The sequence below is a fragment of the Methylorubrum extorquens genome (genome assembly GCF_024169925.1).
Classification (GTDB): domain Bacteria; phylum Pseudomonadota; class Alphaproteobacteria; order Rhizobiales; family Beijerinckiaceae; genus Methylobacterium; species Methylobacterium extorquens_A.
Genome location: NZ_JALJXF010000001.1, coordinates 4,978,853 through 4,999,213 on the forward strand (window position 1 = coordinate 4,978,853; position 20,361 = coordinate 4,999,213).

Here is a 20,361-nt window from a genome sequence, read left to right on the forward strand (position 1 = left end):
CGGCGGCCACACGCGGCGCCGCGGCAATCACAGGGCTTCGGCCGCGCCGCGGAGCCGGGCGTGTTCCACCCACGGGAACGCCCGCCCGGCATCTTATGCTTGGCCGAACCATACTTTGGCAGAATCACCGAGCTGTGGCGGCGGTGAGGCACGAAAGGTGCTGCAACGCCACTATCTTGCAGACGTGATCGGATTGGTTACCGGCGGATGAAGGGGGCGGCCCGCTCAGTTCACCTCGACCTGAACCACCCCCGGCACGGCGCGCAGCGCCCCCGCGACTTGCGGGGTCGCCTGATAGCGGTCCTTCAGGCGCACCTCGACCTCGCGCTCGCCGCCGTCGAGAATGAGGATCAGCGAGACCTCGCCCTCGCCGCGCAGGGTCAGGCGCTGCTGCACCGAACTCAAGGCGCGGTCGTCGCGCAGGAAGATGCGCATGCCCTTCTGGTGGCGGGCGGCGGCCTGATCGAGCGGCTCGGCGGTGGTGATGCGGGCGCGCACGTCCTCGCCCTCCAGGTTGGCCTGGATCGTCAGCACCAGCGGCCGGCCGGGTTCGAGGATGTCGCGGTACTGGTTGAGCCCCTCGGAGAAGATGATCGCCTCGAAATGCCCGGTCTGGTCCGAGAGGATGACGATGCCGAGCTTGTTGCCGCTCTTGGTGCGCCGCTCCGAGCGGTCGAGCACCGAGGCGGCGATGCGGCCCACGCTGGCCGTGCCCGCCCGCACCCCCCGGCAGAAATCGGCCCAGGACTGGACCCGCAGCTTTTCGAGGATCGGTCCGTACTCGTCGAGCGGATGGCCCGAGAGGAAGAAGCCGATGGCGTCGCATTCGCGCTTCAGCTTGTCGGTGTGGGTCCAGAACTCGTGGGCTGGGATGCGCAACGCCACATCCACCGAAGCGACGCCGCCGAACATGTCGGTGATGCCCGAGGTCTCGGCCTCGGCCGCGCCCTGGGCCATCTTCATCATCGGCTCGACCGCGGCCCAGGCCCGCGCCCGGTCCGGCTCGATGCAGTCGAGCGCCCCGGCCGCGATCAGGTTCTCCAGCGTGCGCTTGTTGACGTGGCGCGGGTTCAGGCGCCGGGCGAAACAGGCGAGGTCCTTGAACGGTGTGTCGCCGCGGGCGGCGACGATCGATTCCACCGCCGCGCGGCCGACGCCCTTGATCGCGGCGAGCGCGTAGAGGATGCGCCCCTTATCCACGTCGAACACCACGCCGGAGGTGTTCACCGAGGGCGGCTCGACGGTGATCTTCAGGCGCTGCGCGTCCTGGCGGAATTCGGCGAGCTTGTCGGTGTTGTCGATGTCGAGCGTCATGGCCGCGGCCAGGAACTCGACCGGATGGTTCGCCTTGAGATAGGCGGTCTGGTAGGTCACCAGCGCGTAGGCCGCCGCGTGGGACTTGTTGAAGCCGTAATCCGCGAACTTCGCGAGTAGGTCGAAGATCTCGTTGGCCTTCGCCTGCGCGATTCCGCTGTCGAGGCAGCCCTTCACGAAGCGGTCGCGCTGGGCGTCCATCTCCGCTTTGATCTTCTTGCCCATGGCGCGGCGGAGCATGTCGGCCTCGCCCAGGGTGTAGCCGGCCAGAACCTTGGCGACCTCCATCACCTGCTCTTGGTAGACGATGATCCCGAAGGTCTCCTTCAGGATCGGCTCCAGCATCGGGTGTGAGTACCAAGAGGCCTCGTTGCCGGCGTCGCGCCCGAGCTTGCGCTCGCAATAGACCGGGATGTTGGCCATCGGGCCCGGCCGGTAGAGCGCCACCAGCGCGATGATGTCCTCCAGGCGGTCGGCCTGCATCTCGCAGAGCGCCTTGCGCATGCCGGCGGATTCCACCTGGAACACCGCAACGGTCTCGCCCCGGCCCATCGGCTCGTAGGTTTTCTTGTCGTCGAGCGGGATCTGGGCGAGATCGACCTCGATGCCGCGCTGCTTCAAGAGGTCGGTGCAGCAACGCAGCATCGTCAGGGTCTTGAGGCCGAGGAAGTCGAACTTCACCAAGCCGGCTTGCTCGACCCACTTCATGTTGAACTGGGTCACCCGCATGCCCGTCTTCGGGTCTCGGTAGAGCGGCACCAGCTCTTCGAGGGGCCGGTCGCCGATCACCACGCCGGCGGCGTGGGTCGAGGCGTGGCGGTGCAGGCCTTCGAGCTTCTTCGAGATCTCGACGAGGCGGGCGACGATCGGCTCCTCCTCGATCGCCTGCTGGAGCTTCGGCTCGCCCTCGATCGCCTGGGCCAGCGTCACGGGGTTGGCCGGGTTCTGCGGCACGAGCTTGGTCAGCTTGTCGACCTGCCCGTAGGGCATTTCCAGCACGCGGCCGACGTCGCGCAGCACGCCGCGGGCGAGCAGGGTACCGAAGGTGATGATCTGCCCGACCTGCCGCTCGCCGTAGCGCTGCTGCACGTAGCGGATCACCCGCTCGCGGCCCTCGACGCAGAAGTCGATGTCGAAGTCCGGCATCGAGACGCGCTCAGGGTTCAGAAAGCGCTCGAACAGCAGGCCGAACCGAAGCGGATCGAGATCGGTGATGAGGAGCGACCACGCCACCAGGGAGCCCGCGCCCGAGCCGCGGCCGGGTCCGACGGGGATGTCGTGGTCCTTGGCCCACTTGATGAAGTCCGAGACGATCAGGAAGTAGCCTGGGAACTTCATCTTGACGATGACATCGAGCTCGAACTTCAGCCGCGCGCGGTAATCCTCCTCGGTGAAACCGGGGGCGGTGCCGTGCTGCTTCAAGCGCAGCTCCAGCCCGGCCTCGGCCTGACGGCACAACTCGGTCGGCTCGTCGGCGGCCACCGCCTGAACCGGCGCCTCGGCGGCCTCGGCCAGCACCTCGGCCATGGGCGGGGCCTCGCCCGCGGCGACGCTGGCGAAGTTCGGCAGGATGGGTTTGCGGGTGCGCGCCCGAACGGCGCAGCGCATGGCGATCTCGACGGAGGCTGCGAGCGCGTCCGGCAGATCGCGGAACAGCTCCATCATCGCGGTGCGCGTGGTGAAGGCGTGACGCGGGGTGAGGCGACGGCGGCGCTCGTCGGAGACGAGGCGGCCCTCGGCGATGGCGAGCAGCGCGTCGTGGGCGTCGTAATCGCCGGGCTTGGCGAAGAACGGCTCGTTCGTCGCGACGATGCCGAGGCCGTTCGTGTCGGCGAGCCGCAGCAATTCGCGCTCGACCGCGCGTTCGTCGTCGAGGCCGTGGCGCTGGATCTCGACGTAGAGGCGCTCCTCGCCGAACGCCCCCTTCAGGATTTCCAGGCGGCGCGCGGCCTGATCGGCGCGGCCGGCGCGCAGGCTGGTGTCGAGGGGCCCCGTGAGCCCGCCGGTCAGGCCGATCAGTCCCTCGACGTTGCCCTCGAGTGCCGAGACGGCGAGGTTGGGCGCGGCGCCGAGCGGGCCGTCGAAATGGGCCCGGCTGCCGAGCCGCAGGAGGTTGCCGTAGCCGGTCTCGTCCTGGGCGAGCAGTACGATGTTGGCGCAGCCGGCCTGCGGCATCCGCGCCATCGGGTCCGGCGCCTCGAAGCACACCGTGAGCTGGAGGCCGGCGATCGGCTGGATTCCGGCCTTGGCGGCGTATTCGGAGAATTCCAGCGCCCCGAACAGGTTGTTGGTGTCGGTGAGCGCGAGCGCGGGCTGCCGGTCGGCCGCGGCCGCCTTGACGAGATCGCCCGCCTTCACGCCGCCTTCGAGCAGCGAGTAGGACGAGTGGACATGGAGGTGGACGAAGCCGACCTCTTTGAGTGTGCGCGCCATGAAGGACCCTGCTCGGAGCCCGCTAAGATCGCCGCTCCATGCCTTCCGAGTCTGTCACCAAGGCGCCGCACCACGCCCGATATCCACCGCTCTTCGCGCCCGACGCCGTGCGGATCGCCGGGGCGGGCCGAAAACACCGGCCCGGTGCCCTTTCCTGTGAGCAACGCAGCCGATGCCGGAACAAACAGCGCTCGAATGCGAACCCTTAATGGATCGGCGCCAAGGCTACCGCCCAGAGCGCGACCGCTCCGAAGAGCAGGCCAAAGGCGGTGAACTCGACGAGGCTGGTGAAGAGCACACGCTTGGTCATCGCTTTCACTCCCTGTTGATGGAGCGATCTTTGTTCCTGTTTTGTTCTGTGTAAAGCCTCGGGACCGAACGACGCGATGGAATGGTGAACGATGTGTTGCCGGCGCCACGGTAGCCATCGGCGAATCGGCCCTTCAAGCGCCCTCACGCATCGGATCGCCGCGCGATTCGCCTCACGCCTCCAAGTGACGCCGCCGTACGAGGCGGTGGAGCAGGCCCCCGCGGGGGCCGACCAGCATCGAGACGAGGTAGAGCGCGCCCGCTGCCAGCACGATCGCCGGCCCGGTCGGGAGCCGGATGCCGGCATGGTAGGAGACGAGCAGGCCGGTCACGCTGGAGAGCATCGAGACCAGCATCGCCACGGGGATCAGGCCCGACAGGTCGGCGGCCCAGAACCGGGCGGTGATCGCCGGCAGCAGCATCAGGCCGACCGCCAGCAGCGTGCCGAGCGCTTGGAACCCTCCGACGAGGTTGACCACCACCAGCGCGAGGAAGGCCGAGTGCACAGGGCCGCCGGCGCGGCTGACGGTGCGCAGGAACAGCGGATCGACGCACTCGATCACCAGCGGGCGGTAGAGCAGGGCGAGCGCGACCAGTGTGAGGCTACTGATACCGCCGAGCAGCGTGAGCGCGTCGTCGTCGAGCGCCAGCACGGTGCCGAACAGGATGTGCAGCAGATCGACCTGCGAGCCGCGCAGCGACACGAGGAACACCCCGCCCGCCAGCGAGATCAGGTAGAAGGCGGCCAGACTCGCATCCTCCTTCAGCACGGTCGAGCGGGTGACGAGCCCGGCGGCCAAAGCCACCGCGAGTCCGGCCACGAGTCCGCCCAGCGTCATCGCCGGCAGCGACAGCCCGGCGACGAGGAAGCCCGCGGCGGCGCCGGGCAGGATAGCGTGGCTCATCGCCTCGCTCATCAGGCTCATCCGGCGCAGCATCAGGAAGACCCCGAGCGGCGGCGCCGACAGCGATAGGGCGAGGCACCCGGCGAGCGCCCGGCGCATGAAGCCGAACTCGACGAAGGGGCCGATCAGGAAATCAAGCAGATCGGCAAGCGTCACGAGACGGCCCCGTGATGCGCGCGGCCATGGTCGTGATCATGATGGCCGTGCTCGTGATGATCGTGGCTGTGGCTGTGCCCCGGAACCTGCGGCTCCGCGGAGCCTCCGTGGTCCGTCCCATGATGCGCCTCGTGCGCGTCATGCTCGTGTGCGTCATGGCGGCAGATCGCGGCCGCCTCGTCCCAGGCTTCCGACAGGCGCAGCGCCCGGGCCAGCACCGGCGGCGTCAGCACTTCGCGCGTCGGCCCCCAGGCGATGGGCCGGCGGGCCAGAACGAGGGTCGAGGCGAAATGCGCGCGCACCTGACCGAGGTCGTGCAGGGCCGCGACCACGGTCCGGCCCTCGCGGTGCCAGCCGCGGATCAGAGTCAGCAGGTCGGCGGTGGTGCGCTCGTCGATGCCCGTGAAGGGCTCGTCGAGCAGGATGATCCGCGCGTCCTGCAGGATCAGCCGGGCGAACAGGGCGCGCTGGAACTGCCCGCCGGAGAGGGTGCCGATCGGTCGGTCCTCGAAGCCGTTGAGCCCGACCGCCGCGAGCGCCTCGATCAGGCGGCTGCGCTGGCGGGTGAGGCTGCGCCACGCGCCGATCGGGCGCCACAGCCCCATCGCCACGAGGTCGAGGACGCTCAAGGGGAAGCTGCGGTCGATCTCGGCGGCCTGCGGCAGGTAGGCGACGGCGCCGGAGCGCGGCCCCGCCTCGACGCTCCCGTCGAGCGGGCGGATCTCGCCGACGATGCCTTTCAGAAGGGTCGACTTGCCCGCGCCGTTCGGTCCGACCACGGCGAGCAGGTCGCCGGGCGCGATGGTGCCGTCGAGATGGTGAACCGCCGGATGCCGGTCGTAGCCGAGCGTCAGGCCCCGGAACCGGATGGCGCCTGCGCGCACCGCCTCGCCACTCACGCTTTCGGTCACGATTTGGCCCACAGGATCACGGCCCAGAGCAGGCTCGACAGGATGAGGGCGGCCGCGAGACGAGGGCCGACCCCGCTGCGGAACAGCGAGCGGCGCGGGAGGCGGACGGTCCCGCCGGCACGGGTCATGGGATCTCCGAGGATGGACCGGCGCGGGCGGTGTCGCGGAGGCCGGGATGATGTAGCCCGTGCCGTTGCCCGCCTCGTTGCCCGATTGCGGCCGGACGCCTATCTTGGTCGGGCTGATACACTGTAACATGGGCCGAGTTCAATCGGCCCGTGCCGAGTGTCGAGACGAGCGGTAACGATAAGCGGCGACACCGGGCGCCGAGACCGGGGAGGTCGGGATGCGCGGTCACGCGCAGCAGGAGCACGGCCAGGGCGACGGGGACGGGCACGCGCATGACCATCACAGTCATGGCGCATCCGGCTGCGGCGGGCCTGCCGTCTCGGTCGAGGACGTGATCGAGCGGGCGGAGCGGCTCTGTCAGGCGCGCGCCTTGCAGTTCACGCGTCTGCGGCGGGACGTGCTCGCGGCGGTGGCGGCGGAGCACAAGCCGCTGGGCGCCTACGACATCGCCGAGCGGATGAGCGCCCCCGGGCGCCGGGTCGCGGCGGTGTCGGTCTACCGGGCGCTCGATTTCCTCACCGAGCAGGGCTTGGTCCACCGCATCTCCAGCCGCAACGCCTTCGTCTCGTGCGGGCACGAGCACGGCGCGGGGGCGGGCCTCGTCTTCCTGATCTGCCGCACCTGCGGCGGCATCGACGAGATGACCGCCCCGGCCGTCGAGAGCGCCCTCGACCAGACGCTGGCCGGGGCCGGCTTCACCCCAACGAGCCGGATTCTGGAGGTCGAGGGGGAGTGCGGAGCCTGCCGCGGGCGCGGCGATGCGTTGCCGGACGAGGCGGGTCGCGCGTAGCGATCAGCACGCGTTGCGGTAGGCGCGCGGCGAAGCGATCGTCCGGAACAGGATCGTGATGTCGAGCCAGAGCGACCAGTTGTCGATGTAGTGCAGGTCGGCCTGGACGCGGCTCTCCATCGCCGCATCGGTCCGCGTCTCACCGCGAAAGCCGTTCACCTGCGCCCAACCGGTGATGCCCGGCTTCACGTTGTGGCGGCGGGCGTAGAGGGCGATGCGGCGCTCGAAGCTGCGGTCATGCGCCAGGGCGTGCGGCCGGGGGCCGACGAGCGACATGTCGCCCCGGATCACGTTCAGGAGCTGCGGCAGCTCGTCGAGATTGGTCCGGCGCAGCAGGGCGCCGACGCGGGTGATGCGCTCGTCGTTGCGCGAGGCCTGCCGGAAGGGGGCGTCGGGGGCGGCCTTCATGCTGCGGAACTTGAAGACGCCGAAGGCCTCTTGGTTGAAGCCGTAGCGCCGCTGCCGGAAGAAGACCGGTCCGGGACTGTCGAGCTTGATCAGGACCGCGAGCGCGATGAACAGGGGCGCGAGCATCAGCAGCCCGATCCCGGCCAGCGTCACGTCGCAGGCGCGCTTGAGCAGGATCTCGCCGACCGAGAGCGGACGTCGGCCGATATTGATGCCCGAGAGCCGGCCGACCCGGGCGACCTGCAGATCGGGGAAGCGGTCCATCATCGTGCCGGGCCGCAGATGCAGGGCGGCCGGCACCCGCAGGAAGGCATCGATGCAGCGCTCGATGTCGGCGGGCTCCGACCACGGCACCAGCACGAACACGTCGTCGGGCCGCAGGAACCGCACCACCGAGACCGCGAGGTCGAGATCCTCGGCGAGCAAGGTCTCCGCGTTCCCCATGCCGGATGTGGGCTCGGGGCGGCGCAGGTAGCTCGTCCCGACGATGCGCAATCCCAGCGCCTCGACATCGTTGTTGGCGTAGAAGTTCGTCACATCCTCCTCGTAGCCGACGAGGTGGACCCGGCTGGCGGAGGGCGAGCCGGAGGTGCTGCTGCGGCGCACCAGCGCCACCGTCGCCGCGCGGACGAGAATCGTGACCGGCAGGCCGGCGAGGAAGAAAGCGACCGAGGCGACGCGGGAGAAGTCCTGTGTGGTCTTCGTCGCGAAGCCGATCAGCAGGGCGACCGCCCAGGCCATGAGCCAGAGCGTCGCCCGGCGCTGCAGATGCGGCGTCTGCGACAGGCAGCGCTCGATGCTGTATTCGCCGCGGGCGAGGTTGGTCAGCACGACGATCAGGGACAGGAAGCCGGCCGTCTGAAGGTTCATGCTATTGGCGAGCGGGATCAGTTCCCCGTCGCCGAGATAGGCGTGGTAGGTCGCATCCACCGCGAAGCCGACCGCGAAGATCGCCACGAGATCGGCCGCAAGCAGCGAGGCCGAGATGCCCACGCGCAGGGCCATGCGCCGCCGACGCGGCAGAAGCGAGGCCCAGACGGAGCGGCTCACCCCGTCACCGGGCAGCCGCTGATACTGCTGAGGGGGGCGCTCGTGAAACATGTGTCCCGCGCTGTGCTGCCCTGGGGCTGTGAAGTGTCCCGACGCGGGACGTTTTCGGTCGCCGCGCCCGGTTCTGCGGCTCCCCGCGCAAGCCGCGCACCGGATGCGTGCCGGTGCCGTTGCTCGGGCCAAACGGGACTGACATACGAACCGACGAACGAAAGCTCGGCCTTCCGGATGACCGATCCTTGGACCGATTCTCCGGAAGGCCGGTCCCGTCACGGTGTGCGGGCCGAACGCGGAACGGCCCCCAATCGATCCCCTGGATACGATCGGCGGCCGATGTGGAACGAAAGACGGGTTTTCTACGAGGGAATCGGTGGCATCGCGGTGCGAGGCCTTGAAAGATCAGCACTTATTTTTTGAACAAATCAATGCGGAAGGGCCGTCCGGTCAGCACTGCGGACTGCCGTCCGGACGGAGTGCGGCATGAGAGCCGAAGCGATTGAGAATCCAGGATTGCCCGGCTCGCCCGAGGTCGCGGTGACGGCGCCGGCCCAGGCGTGCGCACAGGCCTCCCCGGCCCTGGCGGTGCTCCTCGGCCTCAGCCTCTCGCACCTCCTCAACGATCTCGTGCAGTCGCTTCTGCCGGCGATCTATCCGCTGCTCAAGGCGGGCTTCCACCTCGATTTCGGGCAGATCGGCCTCATCACCTTCGTGTTCCAGGGGACGGCTTCTCTGCTTCAACCGGGCGTCGGCCTCTACACAGACCGGCGCCCGCTACCCTACTCGCTGGCTGCCGGCATGGTGCTGTCCATGGCCGGGCTCGCCCTTCTGTCGGTGGCCTCGGTCTACGGCGCCCTGCTCGCCGCCGCGGCGCTGATCGGGCTGGGCTCCGCCATCTTCCATCCCGAGGCGAGCCGGGTGGCGCGGCTCGCCTCCGGCGGCCGCTACGGTCTGGCGCAATCGGTCTTCCAGGTCGGCGGCAATGCCGGCACGGCGCTCGGGCCATTGCTCGCGGCTTTCATCGTGGTGCCGCATGGCCAGGGCAGCGTCGCGTGGTTCTGCCTCGCCGCACTCGCCGGCATCCTCGTGCTCGGTACGGTCGGCCGCTGGTACGCGCAGCGGCTCGCCGCGACGCCGCGAACGGCCCGGAAAGGCACGGGTGCCGCATCCGGCCGCCTCAGCCGCGCGCGGATCGTCGCGACGATCGCGATCCTGCTGGGACTGGTCTTCTCCAAATACTTCTACATGGCGAGTTTTTCTTCCTATTACACGTTCTACCTGATTCACCGCTTCGGCGTGCCGGTGGCGCTCGCGCAGGTCTACCTGTTCGTCTTCCTCGGTGCGGTGGCGGCGGGCACGATTCTCGGTGGACCCATTGGGGACCGCTTCGGGCGCAAGCTCGTGATCTGGCTCTCGATTCTCGGGGTGCTGCCGTTCTCGCTCGCCCTGCCGCACATGAACCTGTTCTGGACGGTGGCCCTCTCGGTGCCGATCGGACTGATTCTGGCCTCCGCCATGCCGGCGATCCTCGTCTACGCACAGGAACTATTGCCGGGGCGGATCGGGCTCGTCGGCGGCCTGTTCTTCGGCTTCGCCTTCGGCATGGGCGGCCTCGGCGCCGCGCTGCTCGGGGAAATGGCCGATCATGTCGGCATCGAGCGGGTCTACGATCTCTGCGCCTTCCTCCCCGCACTCGGGCTGATGGCGGTGTTCCTGCCGCGGCTGCGGTAGGATCGCGGCCGGGCGAGTGCGCATCCGCCCGGAGCATCGCCTCGCAACGCCCCCGGTCGATTTTCCTCACACCGGACGAGGGCAACGAATGAGCGCCTCGCCCCGGATCCGATCTCCGGGACGAGGCGCTCGGGATGGCGGTTAGGCGGCCTGCTCGTTCTGCGGACGGGCGAGGGTCTGGATCGACTCGAAGCCCTCGAATTGCGGGTGGCCGAGATAGAGCGGCTTAGTGCCGGGCACCCGGCCATGCGCCTTGCGGAACTGTTCCGAGCGGGTCCACGCCTCGAAATCGGCGCGCGAGCGCCAGACCGTGTGCGAGGCGTAGAGGATGTGGTCCTCGGCCTCCGGCCCCTTGAGCATATGGAACTCCACGAAGCCCTCCATCTCGCCGAGGTGACTGTCGCGTCCGAGCCAAACCTGCTCGAAGTCCTCCGCCGATTCCTTGACGACCTTGAACCGGTTCATTGCGATGAACATGCCGTGACGCTCCCGATCTGGGCGAGCAGGCGCTCAACGCGACCGCCCGCAGATGATAACTCTACGTAGTTCGGCTCGTAGCCTGAGGCGGGACCATCCGCACCGACCAGGGTACGGATGGTCTCGCCTCAGCGCATTCGTGTGAAATCCTACCAAACTCCGGACGGAGTTGCCGGTTTGGCCGCAGGAACGGCTGATGAACGTAAACTTGCCGGAAAACTGAAAACTTTCATCCGAAAACAGGTAGGCTCTTGCATTGTGTATGCACTTCATGGTGATGCTGCGGCTAGGCTAAAACCCTGCGATACGAGGGCATCCAAAACGCATCTGCCTGACCTGTTCCGGTAGTAGAAGCGTTTCGAGATGCCCGAAGACGCTGGCTGAGGCTCAAGCGCTGCCGACCTGAGGTCCTTGGGTCGGTCCGCGACATCGAACAGGGACCGTGCCGTAAGATGATGCCGAAACAGACAACCGATGTCGACCGCCTCGTCGGGCTCCGGATCACCGCGCTGCGCAAGGCGCGCGGACTGAGCCAGACCGCACTCGGGACCGCGGTGGGTGTGACCTTCCAGCAGGTCCAGAAATACGAGAAGGGCCAGAACCGCGTCGGCGCCGGGCGCCTGCGCGAGATCGCCCGTCTGCTCGAAGTTCCGGTCTCCGCCTTCTTCGAGGAAGGCGACGGCGCCGCCGCCCAGGAACAGACGGAGGTGTTCGGCTTCCTGCGCGCACACGGGGCCGTCGATCTGCTGCGCGCCTTCGCGACGATCGAGGACGATCAGATGCGCCGCGAGGTTCTGGCGATCGTGCGCAGCGCCGCCCGCCTCGGCCGCAAGAAGGACCCGGAAGTCGTCGACGCCGTCGAGACGCGTCCGAGCTGAAGGCGTTGGGCCGGCATCGCCGCCGGCCCGCGTCACGTGTCCGCCGTTCCGGCGATCAGGTGGAAGAAGCTGCCCGTGACACGGCCCCGGCGGTGGCCGGCGAGGCCGAGCGGCACCCCTTCCGCATCCGTCACCCGCGCGAGTGCGAGATCGTCCCCCGGCGCGGGCGTGAGTTCGCTCGCGTAATGGAATTCGTGCCCGACGAGGCGCGTGCCGGCAATGCCGAGCAGCCCGTCGTCGAGGAGATGCGCGACGCGGTAGCCGAGATGGAGCTTGCGCCGCCGGTACGAGGTCGCGACCGGCAGCAGGCCGCACATCGGATGGGTGAGCCCGTCCGCATCCTCCAGGCTCTCGCCCAGAACCATGTAGCCGCCGCACTCTCCGTGGACCGGCCGGGTCTGCGCGAAGTCCCGTAGGCCGCCGAGGAAATGGCCTGCCGTCGCGAGCCGGCCCGCATGCAGCTCGGGGTAGCCGCCGGGTAGCCAGCAGGCGTCGCAGTCGGCCCCCGGCGCCTCGTCGGCCAGCGGCGAGAACGGCACGATCTCGGCCCCGGCCGCGCGCCATCCAGCCAGCATGTGCGGATAGAGGAACGAGAAGGCGGCGTCCCGCGCCACCGCGATCCGCTGCGCCGGCGGCCTCGGCAGGCCCTCGGTCGCGGCGGGGGCGTGCCCGCCGGCCACGGCCAGAATCGCGTCGAGGTCGAGGGAGGTTTCCGCGAGGTCGGCGAGCCGGTCGAGGCGGGCGTGGAGGTCGGCGGTCTCGCCGGCCTGGACGAGGCCGAGATGGCGTTCGGGCAGGACGAGATTCGCCTCGCGCGGGAAGGCGCCGAGCACCGGCAGCCCCACCCGTGACAGCCCCGCCTCGACCAGACGGCGGTGGCGTGGGCTCGCGACCTTGTTGAGGATCACGCCCGCGATCCGGATCCGCGCATCGTAGGCCGCGCAGCCGAGCGCCACGGCCGCCGCCGATTGCGCGGCCCCCGACACGTCGAGCACCAGGACCACCGGCCAGCCGTAACGCGCGGCGATGTCGGCGTTGGCGCCCGTGCGGCCTTCGCCCGCGACGATGCCGTCATGCAGGCCCATCGAGCCCTCGGCCACGACAAGATCGGCCTCAAGCGCGCTCAGGCCCGCGCAGGCATCGAGCAGCGCGTCCGGCATGGCGAAGCTGTCGAGGTTGAGGCTGGGCAGGCCCGTCGCCGCCTCGTGGAAGGCGGGATCGATGTAGTCCGGCCCGCATTTCGCGCCGCGGATCGCCACGCCGCGGCGGCGCAGGGCCCGCATCAGCGCGAGCGTCACCGTGGTCTTGCCGGAGCCGGAGCGCGGCGCCGCGACGAGGAGGCCGGGAGCGGGGGTCATGATGCGGCCTCGCTCGACGGTGTGCCGGGTGCGCCGACCGCACCGCGGGGGCGGAAGCGGCGGTCGTAATCGGGGGCGTAGAGCGCGCTCTCGCGAAAATCCGCCGGGTCGAGCGCCGGTCCCACCAGGATCAGGGCGGTGCGCTCGATCTTCTCTGCTTGGACGCAGGCAGGGAGGGTGGCCAGCGTCCCGGTCAGCACCCGCTCGTCGGGCCAGGTCGCGCGGAACACCACCGCCGCCGGGCAATCCGCTCCGTAGAACGGGACGAGGTCGGCGCAGGTCGGCTCGACCACGTGGATCGAGAGGTGAAGCGCGAGCGTCGCCCCGGTGGCCGCGAAGGCGGAGAGCTGTTCGCGCTCCGGCATCGGACTCGCCCGGCCCGAGGTGCGGGTGAGCACCACCGATTGCGTCAGACCCGGCACCGTCAGTTCGCGCCGCAGCAGGGCGGCGGCGGCGGCGAACGAGGGAACGCCCGGCGTGACGGTGTAGGGAATGCCGAGCGCGTCGAGCCGGCGGGTCTGCTCGGCCAGCGCGCTCCAGACCGAGAGATCGCCGGAATGCAACCGCGCCACGTCCTGGCCGGCGGCGTGCGCGCGCCCAATCTCGTCCATGATCGCGTCGAGATCGAGCGGCGCGGTGTCAACGATGCGTGCGCCGTCCGGGCACCACGACAGGATCTCAGGCGCCACCAGCGAGCCCGCATAGAGGCAGACGGGGCAGGCGGCGATCCGGTCGCGGCCGCGCACGGTGATGAGGTCGGCAGCACCCGGCCCGGCGCCGATGAAATGGACGGTCATGACGCCCGCTTACAGCATCGGACCGGCCGTTGGGGAGAGACGATGATCGAGGTCGCCGCAAGGGACCGAGGAGCCGCTCAGCGGGACGCCGCCGCGGCCTCGCCCCAGCCCGGCAGCGGGAAGGCCCGATCGTAGGCCAGATTGAAGACGAAGGCGTAGGCCACATAGAAGGCGGCGATCGCGAGATCCATGACGAAGGCTTGGCCGAGGCTGATGCCGAGATACCAAGCGATCGGCGGCAGCAGGATCAGGAGCAGCCCCGCTTCGAACAGTACGGCGTGCCCCACCCGCAGAACGAGGCTCTTGCGCGTGTGCCCGGTCCACCGCTGCATCGCTCGATCGAAGCCGAGATTGTAGACGTAGTTCCACGCGGCCGCGGTGATGGCGCTACCCACGCCGATCACCCCCATGTCGGAGGCGTGCAGCCCGAACAGCACGGTGCCGAACGGGATGATGAGCGCAAGGCCGAACACCTCGAACAGGAGGGCGTGGCGGATACGGTCGCGTGTGGTGCGCATGGTTTGACTCGGACGATCTGGGTTGGTCCGCCGCCTTCTATCTGTGATACCAATGGTGCCAAGTTAGGATATATCTGGAGAACAGATGGATGGCCGTCTCGCTCGACCAGCTTCAGGCCTTCGTGGCGGCGGCCGAGGCCGGGTCGTTCTCGGGCGCCGCCCGTGTGTTGCGGAAGGCGCAATCGGCCATCAGCACGCAAGTGGCCAACCTCGAGACCGATCTGGGGCTGGCGCTGTTCAGCCGGACGGGCCGGAACCCGGTGCTGACACCGGCAGGAGAGCGCCTGCTGTTGGAGGCGCGCGTGGTGCTCGACCGGCGCGAGCACCTGATCGGTGTGGCGAGCAGCCTGGAGCAGGGGATCGAGAACCGGCTGGTCGTCGCCATCGACGAGCTCTACCCCGAGCACGCGCTCGGCGCCCTCTTCGCCGAGTTCGCTCAAGCCTTCCCCTTCGTGGAGCTGGAACTGCTCTTCCCGCTGATGGAGGATGTCAGCCGCATGGTGCAGTCGGGCGCCGCCGACCTCGGCGTGATGTGGCGCCAGGAGGTCCTACCGACGGAACTCGGCTTCCAGACCATCGGCTGGGTGCCGCTCAAGCTCGTCTGCGGACGCGACCACCCCCTCGCCAAGGCACGGGTGGAGTGGGAGGAGCTGAAGCGCCACCGCCAGATCCTCGTGGCCGCGCGCAGCGACGGACCGGAGAAGCGCCGTCTGCGGGTGGCGGCCGAGGTATGGTGGGTCGAGAGCCACTGGGTGATCCTGGAGATGGTGAAGCACGGGATCGGCTGGGCTTTCGTCACCGATCACGTCATCGCCTCGTCCCTCACGGCGCCGGACCTCGTCACGCCGGACCTGCAGTTCGACAAGGGCGACTGGCCCATCGCCCTCGAACTGGTCTGGCACAAGCAGCGGCCCTGCGGGCCTGCCGCCGCATGGCTCCGTGAGCGCTTCGCGGCGGAGAGAATCGGCAGCGTGTCACAAGGCGATCGGACAGTCTGAGGTGCGGGTTTCAAAGGCGGCGGAGGCGGTGAGCGGTGCCCGTTCTACGTTCCTTCGGGCCACCGGGCTTACGCGACCCGGACGCGGTTCCGGCCGTCGGACTTGGCGTCGTAGAGCGCCTTGTCGGCGCGCTCCAGGCTCTCGCTCAACGCCTCGCCGGCCCCGAGCATCGCGACGCCGATGCTTACCGTGATCGGAACGGCCGATCCATTCCAGGCGATGGGCGCGCCGCCGACCGCGCGGCGCAGACGTTCGGCGAGATAGGTCGTCGCGTTGTGATCGCGCCCCGGCAGCACGATTCCGAACTCCTCGCCGCCCAACCGCGCGAGATGGCCGCCCTCGGGCAGGAGCGCGGTCGCCCGCGCGGCGAAGTCGCGCAACACCGCGTCGCCCGCAGCATGTCCGAACCGGTCATTGATCGCTTTGAAGTGGTCGAGGTCCGCAACGATGATGCCGGCCTCCGACACGCTCCCGGTCTCGGCCGCGAGGCCCTGCCGGTTCAGTGCGCCCGTCAAGGCATCCGTCCGCGCCATCCGCGCGACGGCGGCATAGGCCCGCTCCGCCTCCAGGGCGAGAATCGCCGTGATGAGGAGGATGGAGGTGATGTGATCGACGATGAAGATGGCGATGACGGACAGGCGGACCGACGCCTCGGACACCGGCAGCAGGGGCAGGCAGATCACCAGCGCGATTGCGAGCAGGGCCCCGGCGACCAGGTGGCGCAGCGGGGATCGCCGCGGTGAACTTCGCAGGACATAAACGGCCGCCGCAGCCTCGTGGATGGCGTAGGCGATCGTGCTGCCGGCATTGACCGCGGTGGGGCTGGCGCCCGCGAGCGTGAGCCCGAGATGCGTGGCCGTGGGGAGCAGGAACAGGCCGATCATCGGCCCCGTCACCGCCGGGCGTCCGTCGAAGAGCCGAAGCCCGATCCAGAAGGCCGCCCCGGCGAGCGACCAGCCGAACGGCGACCAGATGCTGCCGTAATAACCGAAATCCACGAACCACACGGCCATGGTCGCGCAGACCGCGTAACTCGCGCCGAAGCAGAGGAAGTAGGTCTTCTGCCGGTTCAGCAGCCACGCGCAGAGAAAGATCGCGGCACAGGCGCCGAAGACCAGGAAATCGGTGAACTGCAGGGTGGGAACCGACAAGTCCGTCATTGCCCGCGCCTCCCTGCTGTACGGTGCAGTTTTGGCTCAGGTCGCGTGAAAGGTTCCCTTCATCGGTCGGGCGTTGCGGTTTTGCGGTTAAGAAAATCCTGACGGACTGACCGCGAGGGCGCAGGTGGCGGCAGCGCTCGCGATGCGGGGCAAGACGAGGTGCGCCCCAGGGCCGGCGCAGGCCAGGGCCGCGGCCTCCGCCACCGAGCCGACGCTGCGGCTCGCCTCGATCCGGGCCGAGCGGGTCACGACCCGTGCATCGACGGCTGTCAGGGCCGCCGCATCGAGCGCGATCGGCGCGAGGCCGAAGGCGGCGGCAGCCTCGCGGATTGCCGGTTCGCCGGCCCGGTCCGCGGCGGTGGCGATGGCACTCAGCTGTTCGGATGCGAGCCCGGCCTCGGCAAGTGCCCGGTTCAGCAGCGCGACGATCTCCGCGGTCGTCGTGGCCCGGCGGAAACCGATGCCGGCGACGAGGCGGGGCGGCGTCACGGCTTCGTCCAGACCCACTGGGTGATCGGCATGGCCGGGCGCCAGCCGGTGAGGCCGCCGACCGGCACGGCATGGGCGACGGAGAGCCGCCGCAGGGCGCCGCCGGCTTGCGCGAAGGCCGCGAGCAGGGCGGCCTCGCCCTCCAGGGTGACGGCGTTGGCAACGCAGCGGCCGTCGTGCGGGAGCGCATCGCGGCACGCGGCGAGCAGGCCGGGCTCGGCGACACCGCCGCCAACGAAGACCGCCCGAGGGGAGGGGAGGGTGGGCAGCGACGCGAGCGAGCCGCCGGCGACGACCTGCACACGGGGGCCGACGCCGAGGGCCCGCGCGTTGCGGGCGATCCGCTCGGCCCGGTCCGGTCGGCGCTCGACCGCGACGGCGCGGTTGGCGGGATGGCGCAGGCACCACTCGATCGAGACCGAGCCGGCGCCGGCCCCGAGATCCCACAGGGTCTCGCCGGCCCGCGGGCGCAGGGCCGCGAGCGTCACCGCGCGGATCTCGGCCTTGGTGAGCTGGCCGTCATTCTCGAACCACGTGTCGGCGAGGCCGGGGCTCAGCGGGACGATCCGGGCGCCGGGCGCCGCTTCCACCGCGACCGCGAGGGTGTTGAGGGCGGCGATCTCGCTCAAGGCGAAATTTTCCGCCCGTGCCTCGCGAACCCGCTCGTTCGGGCCGCCCATGGCTTCGAGCACGGTCAGTCGCGAACCACCGAACCCGCGCTCGGCCAGGAGATGCGCGACCGCCGCGGGCGTCGCGCCGTCCCAGGACAGGGCGAGAATGCGGGCGCCGGGCTGGAGATGCGGCACGATGCCGAAAAGGTCGCGCCCGTGCAGGGTCAGGCACGCCGTCTCGGGCAGCGACCAGCCGAGCCGGGCGGCGGCGAGGCTGAAGGCGGAGGGCTGCGGGAAGGCGCGGATCTCGTGCGCCGGCACCCGCCGGGCAAGTTCGGCGCCGATGCCGTAATGGAACGGGTCGCCGGTGGCGAGGATGCAGGTCGGCCGGCCGCGCCGCGCCAGGATGCCGGGATAAGCCGTATCGATCGGGCTCGGCCAGGGCCGGGTCTCGGCGGCCAGCGGCGCCGCCAGGGCGAGGTGGCGGCGCCCGCCATAGACCACCTCCGCCGCATCGATAGCGGCGGCGGCGGCGGGCGAGAGGCCCGCCCGCCCGTCCTCACCGAGGCCGACGATGGCGAGCCAGGGGGCGTGATCGGGCTCACGGGACGGCGCCGTCATGGCAGCGGCTGCCACAGGGTCGATTGCATGCAAGAAGTCCGCGATGACGGGAACCGTCTCGCGGACTTCGTTACGCGCCCCCGGCCTGAACGGCCAGGGGCTGAGAGCGGGCTGCGCCTCAGCCCGCCGCCGGCCGGGCAGCGAGCGGCAGGGCGACGTCCGGCACGGCCGGTCCGGGCACGCCGAGATAGGCGCGGCGGGCGGGCTTGAGCACGAACCACGCGAGTGCCGCCACCACGAGGTCGAGGCCGATGGCGATGCCGAAGACCGGCACCCAGCTTCCGACCGCGTCGTGGATCAGCGCGGCCACGGGACCGCCGAGCAGCGAGCCGACGCCCTGGGCCATGTAGAGGAAGCCGTAGTTGGTGGTGGCGTGCTTGGTGCCGAAGGTGTCGGTGAGGGTGGAGGGGAACAGCGAGAAGATCTCGCCCCAGGCGAAGAACACGACGCCCGAGAGCAGGGCGAAGGCGTAGGCGTTCTCACGGAACATCAGCAGCAGGCCGATGGCGACGGCTTCGAGCGCGAAGGCCACCGCCATGGTGTTCTCGCGGCCGACATGATCGGAGACCCAGCCGAAGAAGGGCCGCGTCAGGCCGTTGGTGATCCGGTCGAAGGTGAGTGCGAAGGGCAGCGCCGCGAAGCCGAACACCATCGCGTCGGCGACGCCGAATTCCTTGGCGAAGGCGGAGAACTGCGCGACCACCATCAGGCCGCCGGTCGACATCATCGCCATCATGGCGAACATCAGCCAGAACAGCGGGGTCTTGAGCATCTGGGCCGGGGCCACGTCGCGGGCGGCGCTCGCCACCTTGTCGGCGGGGATGGCGGGGGTCTCGCCGGCCTTGGGCGTGCGCAGGCCGAGCGCTGCCGCGACACCGATCACGGCCATGACCGCGCCGAACACGAAAAGCGTGTGGCGGTAGCCCGAGCCCGCGATCATGTCGGTGATGGGGAAGGTGGTGGCGATGGCGCCCATGCCGTAGCCCGCCGCCACGACGCCAGCCGCGAAGCCGCGCCGCTCGGGGAACCAGCGCACCATCAGGCCGACCACGCCGACATAGACGATGCCGGTGCCCAGCCCGCAGAGCAGGCCGTAGGTCGCGTAGAGGCCCCACAGCGTGTCGGTGTAGGAGGCCGCGACCCAGCCCAGCCCCGACAGGGCGGCGCCGAGCGCGATCATCGCCTTGGCGCTGAAGCGCTCGATCAGCCAGCCCTGCACCGGCGAGAAGAACGTCTGAAGCACGATCAGCATCGTGAAGGCGACCTGCACGGCGGCGAGACTCGCGCCGGTGGTCGCCTGGAACGGCTTCACGAACAGCGTCCAGACATATTGCGGACTGGAGATCGTCATCATGACGAGGAGACCGAGCCCGAGCTGGATCCACCGCGTCCGATCGGAAATTGTATGCATCATTCACTCCCTTCCGGCACTGGGCCTTGGCAAGGGGCGTGCCAAAGAAGAACCTCAGGTTCGCGCAGTGACGAGCCAGCAGGCGGCGCCGAGTTCCACCGGGCCGGACCCGAAACGGTCTTGGAAAAGCTCGGTGATGATTTTCGAGGCAGCGTCCTTCACGGCCGGCTCCCGCTCGCGCAGCAGGCGAGCGATGGGGCCGCGGGTCGCCACGAAGTCGGCCGCTGCCTCAGGAGTGTCGCCGACCCGCATCATCCGATCCACGGGCTCGCATTCGACGGCGTGAAAACCGGCTGCCTCAAGAAGAGGCAGAAGCGTCTCCGGCTCGGCGAAGCGGAAGGGGCCCGGCGCGCCCGGCTGCGGTGCCTCGGCCTCGGGCAGGATCGGAAGGACCGCATCCCGCGCGAGGGTGACCCAGGCGTTCTCCGCCATGCTTCGCCAGCACAGGAAGTTCATCCGTCCGCCCGGAGCAAGAGAATGGCGAATGTTGGCGAAGGCCGCAGCGGAATCCTCAAAAAACATGATGCCGAAGCGGGAGAGGGCGTGATCGAAGTGGGCGCCGAAGGCATGATCCTGGGCGTCGGCCCGAAGCCAATCGATCGGGGCGGCGCCCGGCGCCTCCCGCGCCGCCCGCTCGCGGCCGACGGTCAGCAGCGGCTCTGACAGGTCGGCGGCGGTGACGTGGCCGCCGCTCCCGACCTTCCTCGCCGCGTGGAGCGCGGTGTCGCCCGCCCCGCAGCCGATATCGAGCACGCGGATGCCGGGCGTGAGCGCGGCGCGGGCGAACAGGGCCTGGGTAAAGGGCGCGAAAGCCGTGTCGAGCGCCTCGTGGTAGAGGGCCCAGCGTTGCCCGACCTCGCCGTTCCAGTAGTCGCTCTGGTCCTGGTTCGGGGTGCTCATGGTCGCTCCA

The 20,361-nt window shown here is 69.7% G+C and carries 18 protein-coding genes; 4 read left to right on the forward strand and 14 right to left on the reverse strand.

The window, feature by feature from the left end:
• Positions 1-225: 225 nt before the first annotated feature.
• From dnaE to J2W78_RS24785, 4 genes are all read right to left on the reverse strand, one after another.
• The gene (gene dnaE / locus J2W78_RS23190; RefSeq protein ID WP_253373905.1) at positions 226-3,747 is read right to left on the reverse strand and encodes a DNA polymerase III subunit alpha; all 3,522 of its coding nucleotides are present in this window, start codon (positions 3,745-3,747) and stop codon (positions 226-228) included.
• A 482-nt stretch (positions 3,748-4,229) separates the two neighbouring features.
• Complete coding sequence (locus tag J2W78_RS23195; protein ID WP_253373906.1) at positions 4,230-5,117, reverse strand: metal ABC transporter permease; 888 nt, start codon at positions 5,115-5,117, stop codon at positions 4,230-4,232.
• Positions 5,114-6,016 carry a zinc ABC transporter ATP-binding protein AztA gene (gene aztA / locus J2W78_RS23200; RefSeq protein WP_253374124.1) on the reverse strand — a complete coding sequence of 301 codons (903 nt, stop codon included), beginning with the start codon at positions 6,014-6,016 and terminating at the stop codon, positions 5,114-5,116. Before aztA ends, J2W78_RS23195 begins: the two co-directional genes overlap by 4 nt.
• Before the next feature lie 8 nt (positions 6,017-6,024).
• The gene (locus J2W78_RS24785; RefSeq protein ID WP_003600450.1) at positions 6,025-6,156 is read right to left on the reverse strand and encodes a hypothetical protein; all 132 of its coding nucleotides are present in this window, start codon (positions 6,154-6,156) and stop codon (positions 6,025-6,027) included.
• Between the two features lie 218 nt (positions 6,157-6,374).
• Between J2W78_RS24785 and J2W78_RS23205 the strand changes: the two genes are divergently transcribed.
• The gene (locus tag J2W78_RS23205) at positions 6,375-6,947 is read left to right on the forward strand and encodes a Fur family transcriptional regulator (protein WP_253373907.1); all 573 of its coding nucleotides are present in this window, start codon (positions 6,375-6,377) and stop codon (positions 6,945-6,947) included.
• A gap of 3 nt (positions 6,948-6,950) precedes the next feature.
• Here the strand turns inward: J2W78_RS23205 and J2W78_RS23210 are convergent, their stop codons facing one another.
• Positions 6,951-8,456 carry a sugar transferase gene (locus J2W78_RS23210; RefSeq protein WP_253373908.1) on the reverse strand — a complete coding sequence of 502 codons (1,506 nt, stop codon included), beginning with the start codon at positions 8,454-8,456 and terminating at the stop codon, positions 6,951-6,953.
• 429 nt (positions 8,457-8,885) lie between these two features.
• Between J2W78_RS23210 and J2W78_RS23215 the strand changes: the two genes are divergently transcribed.
• Positions 8,886-10,133 carry an MFS transporter gene (locus J2W78_RS23215; RefSeq protein WP_253373909.1) on the forward strand — a complete coding sequence of 416 codons (1,248 nt, stop codon included), beginning with the start codon at positions 8,886-8,888 and terminating at the stop codon, positions 10,131-10,133.
• A gap of 141 nt (positions 10,134-10,274) precedes the next feature.
• Here the strand turns inward: J2W78_RS23215 and J2W78_RS23220 are convergent, their stop codons facing one another.
• Positions 10,275-10,610, reverse strand: a complete 336-nt coding sequence (locus tag J2W78_RS23220) for an antibiotic biosynthesis monooxygenase family protein (RefSeq protein ID WP_003600446.1) — start codon at positions 10,608-10,610, stop codon at positions 10,275-10,277.
• 452 nt (positions 10,611-11,062) lie between these two features.
• On the opposite strand from J2W78_RS23220, the gene J2W78_RS23225 reads away from it, so the two are divergent.
• A complete protein-coding gene (locus tag J2W78_RS23225) occupies positions 11,063-11,488 on the forward strand; it encodes a helix-turn-helix domain-containing protein (protein WP_253373910.1) in 426 nt (141 codons plus the stop codon).
• Between the two features lie 32 nt (positions 11,489-11,520).
• On the opposite strand, the gene J2W78_RS23230 is transcribed toward J2W78_RS23225, so the two are convergent.
• The 3 genes from J2W78_RS23230 to J2W78_RS23240 form a co-directional block, all read right to left on the reverse strand.
• On the reverse strand, positions 11,521-12,846 hold the full coding sequence (locus J2W78_RS23230; RefSeq protein ID WP_253373911.1) for a cobyrinate a,c-diamide synthase: 1,326 nt from the start codon (positions 12,844-12,846) through the stop codon (positions 11,521-11,523).
• Positions 12,843-13,643: a precorrin-4 C(11)-methyltransferase gene (gene cobM / locus J2W78_RS23235; RefSeq protein ID WP_253373912.1), complete on the reverse strand. Its 801-nt coding sequence runs from the start codon at positions 13,641-13,643 to the stop codon at positions 12,843-12,845. Before cobM ends, J2W78_RS23230 begins: the two co-directional genes overlap by 4 nt.
• A gap of 77 nt (positions 13,644-13,720) precedes the next feature.
• Positions 13,721-14,161: a PACE efflux transporter gene (locus J2W78_RS23240; protein WP_253373913.1), complete on the reverse strand. Its 441-nt coding sequence runs from the start codon at positions 14,159-14,161 to the stop codon at positions 13,721-13,723.
• 89 nt (positions 14,162-14,250) lie between these two features.
• Here J2W78_RS23240 and J2W78_RS23245 point away from each other — a divergent pair, with 89 nt between their 5' ends.
• Positions 14,251-15,159: a LysR family transcriptional regulator gene (locus tag J2W78_RS23245; protein WP_253373914.1), complete on the forward strand. Its 909-nt coding sequence runs from the start codon at positions 14,251-14,253 to the stop codon at positions 15,157-15,159.
• A gap of 68 nt (positions 15,160-15,227) precedes the next feature.
• Here J2W78_RS23245 and J2W78_RS23250 read toward each other — a convergent pair whose 3' ends face one another.
• The 5 genes from J2W78_RS23250 to J2W78_RS23270 all read right to left on the reverse strand — a co-directional run bounded on the left by J2W78_RS23250 (position 15,228) and on the right by J2W78_RS23270 (position 20,351).
• Positions 15,228-16,319, reverse strand: a complete 1,092-nt coding sequence (locus J2W78_RS23250; protein ID WP_253373915.1) for a GGDEF domain-containing protein — start codon at positions 16,317-16,319, stop codon at positions 15,228-15,230.
• 87 nt (positions 16,320-16,406) lie between these two features.
• Positions 16,407-16,826: a cobalamin biosynthesis protein gene (locus tag J2W78_RS23255; RefSeq protein WP_253373916.1), complete on the reverse strand. Its 420-nt coding sequence runs from the start codon at positions 16,824-16,826 to the stop codon at positions 16,407-16,409.
• Positions 16,805-18,040, reverse strand: a complete 1,236-nt coding sequence (gene cbiE / locus J2W78_RS23260) for a precorrin-6y C5,15-methyltransferase (decarboxylating) subunit CbiE (RefSeq protein WP_253373917.1) — start codon at positions 18,038-18,040, stop codon at positions 16,805-16,807. Before cbiE ends, J2W78_RS23255 begins: the two co-directional genes overlap by 22 nt.
• A 118-nt stretch (positions 18,041-18,158) precedes the next feature.
• A complete protein-coding gene (gene oxlT, locus J2W78_RS23265) occupies positions 18,159-19,451 on the reverse strand; it encodes an oxalate/formate MFS antiporter (RefSeq protein ID WP_253374125.1) in 1,293 nt (430 codons plus the stop codon).
• Between the two features lie 54 nt (positions 19,452-19,505).
• Positions 19,506-20,351 (reverse strand): class I SAM-dependent methyltransferase, encoded by an 846-nt coding sequence (locus tag J2W78_RS23270; RefSeq protein WP_253373918.1) that lies wholly within the window; start codon positions 20,349-20,351, stop codon positions 19,506-19,508.
• Positions 20,352-20,361 lie beyond the last annotated feature (10 nt).

Bases quoted from the DNA above. Each gene is read 5' to 3' on its own strand.
- dnaE (WP_253373905.1), bottom strand. From the start codon at position 3,747: ATGGCGCGCACACTCAAAGAGGTCGGCTTCGTCCACCTCCATGTCCAC.
- J2W78_RS24785 (WP_003600450.1), bottom strand. From the start codon at position 6,156: ATGACCCGTGCCGGCGGGACCGTCCGCCTCCCGCGCCGCTCGCTGTTC.
- J2W78_RS23205 (WP_253373907.1), top strand. From the start codon at position 6,375: ATGCGCGGTCACGCGCAGCAGGAGCACGGCCAGGGCGACGGGGACGGG.
- J2W78_RS23210 (WP_253373908.1), bottom strand. From the start codon at position 8,456: ATGTTTCACGAGCGCCCCCCTCAGCAGTATCAGCGGCTGCCCGGTGAC.
- J2W78_RS23215 (WP_253373909.1), top strand. From the start codon at position 8,886: ATGAGAGCCGAAGCGATTGAGAATCCAGGATTGCCCGGCTCGCCCGAG.
- J2W78_RS23220 (WP_003600446.1), bottom strand. From the start codon at position 10,610: ATGTTCATCGCAATGAACCGGTTCAAGGTCGTCAAGGAATCGGCGGAG.
- J2W78_RS23225 (WP_253373910.1), top strand. From the start codon at position 11,063: ATGATGCCGAAACAGACAACCGATGTCGACCGCCTCGTCGGGCTCCGG.
- J2W78_RS23230 (WP_253373911.1), bottom strand. From the start codon at position 12,846: ATGACCCCCGCTCCCGGCCTCCTCGTCGCGGCGCCGCGCTCCGGCTCC.
- cobM (WP_253373912.1), bottom strand. From the start codon at position 13,643: ATGACCGTCCATTTCATCGGCGCCGGGCCGGGTGCTGCCGACCTCATC.
- J2W78_RS23240 (WP_253373913.1), bottom strand. From the start codon at position 14,161: ATGCGCACCACACGCGACCGTATCCGCCACGCCCTCCTGTTCGAGGTG.
- J2W78_RS23245 (WP_253373914.1), top strand. From the start codon at position 14,251: ATGGCCGTCTCGCTCGACCAGCTTCAGGCCTTCGTGGCGGCGGCCGAG.
- J2W78_RS23250 (WP_253373915.1), bottom strand. From the start codon at position 16,319: ATGACGGACTTGTCGGTTCCCACCCTGCAGTTCACCGATTTCCTGGTC.
- cbiE (WP_253373917.1), bottom strand. From the start codon at position 18,040: ATGACGGCGCCGTCCCGTGAGCCCGATCACGCCCCCTGGCTCGCCATC.
- oxlT (WP_253374125.1), bottom strand. From the start codon at position 19,451: ATGCATACAATTTCCGATCGGACGCGGTGGATCCAGCTCGGGCTCGGT.
- J2W78_RS23270 (WP_253373918.1), bottom strand. From the start codon at position 20,351: ATGAGCACCCCGAACCAGGACCAGAGCGACTACTGGAACGGCGAGGTC.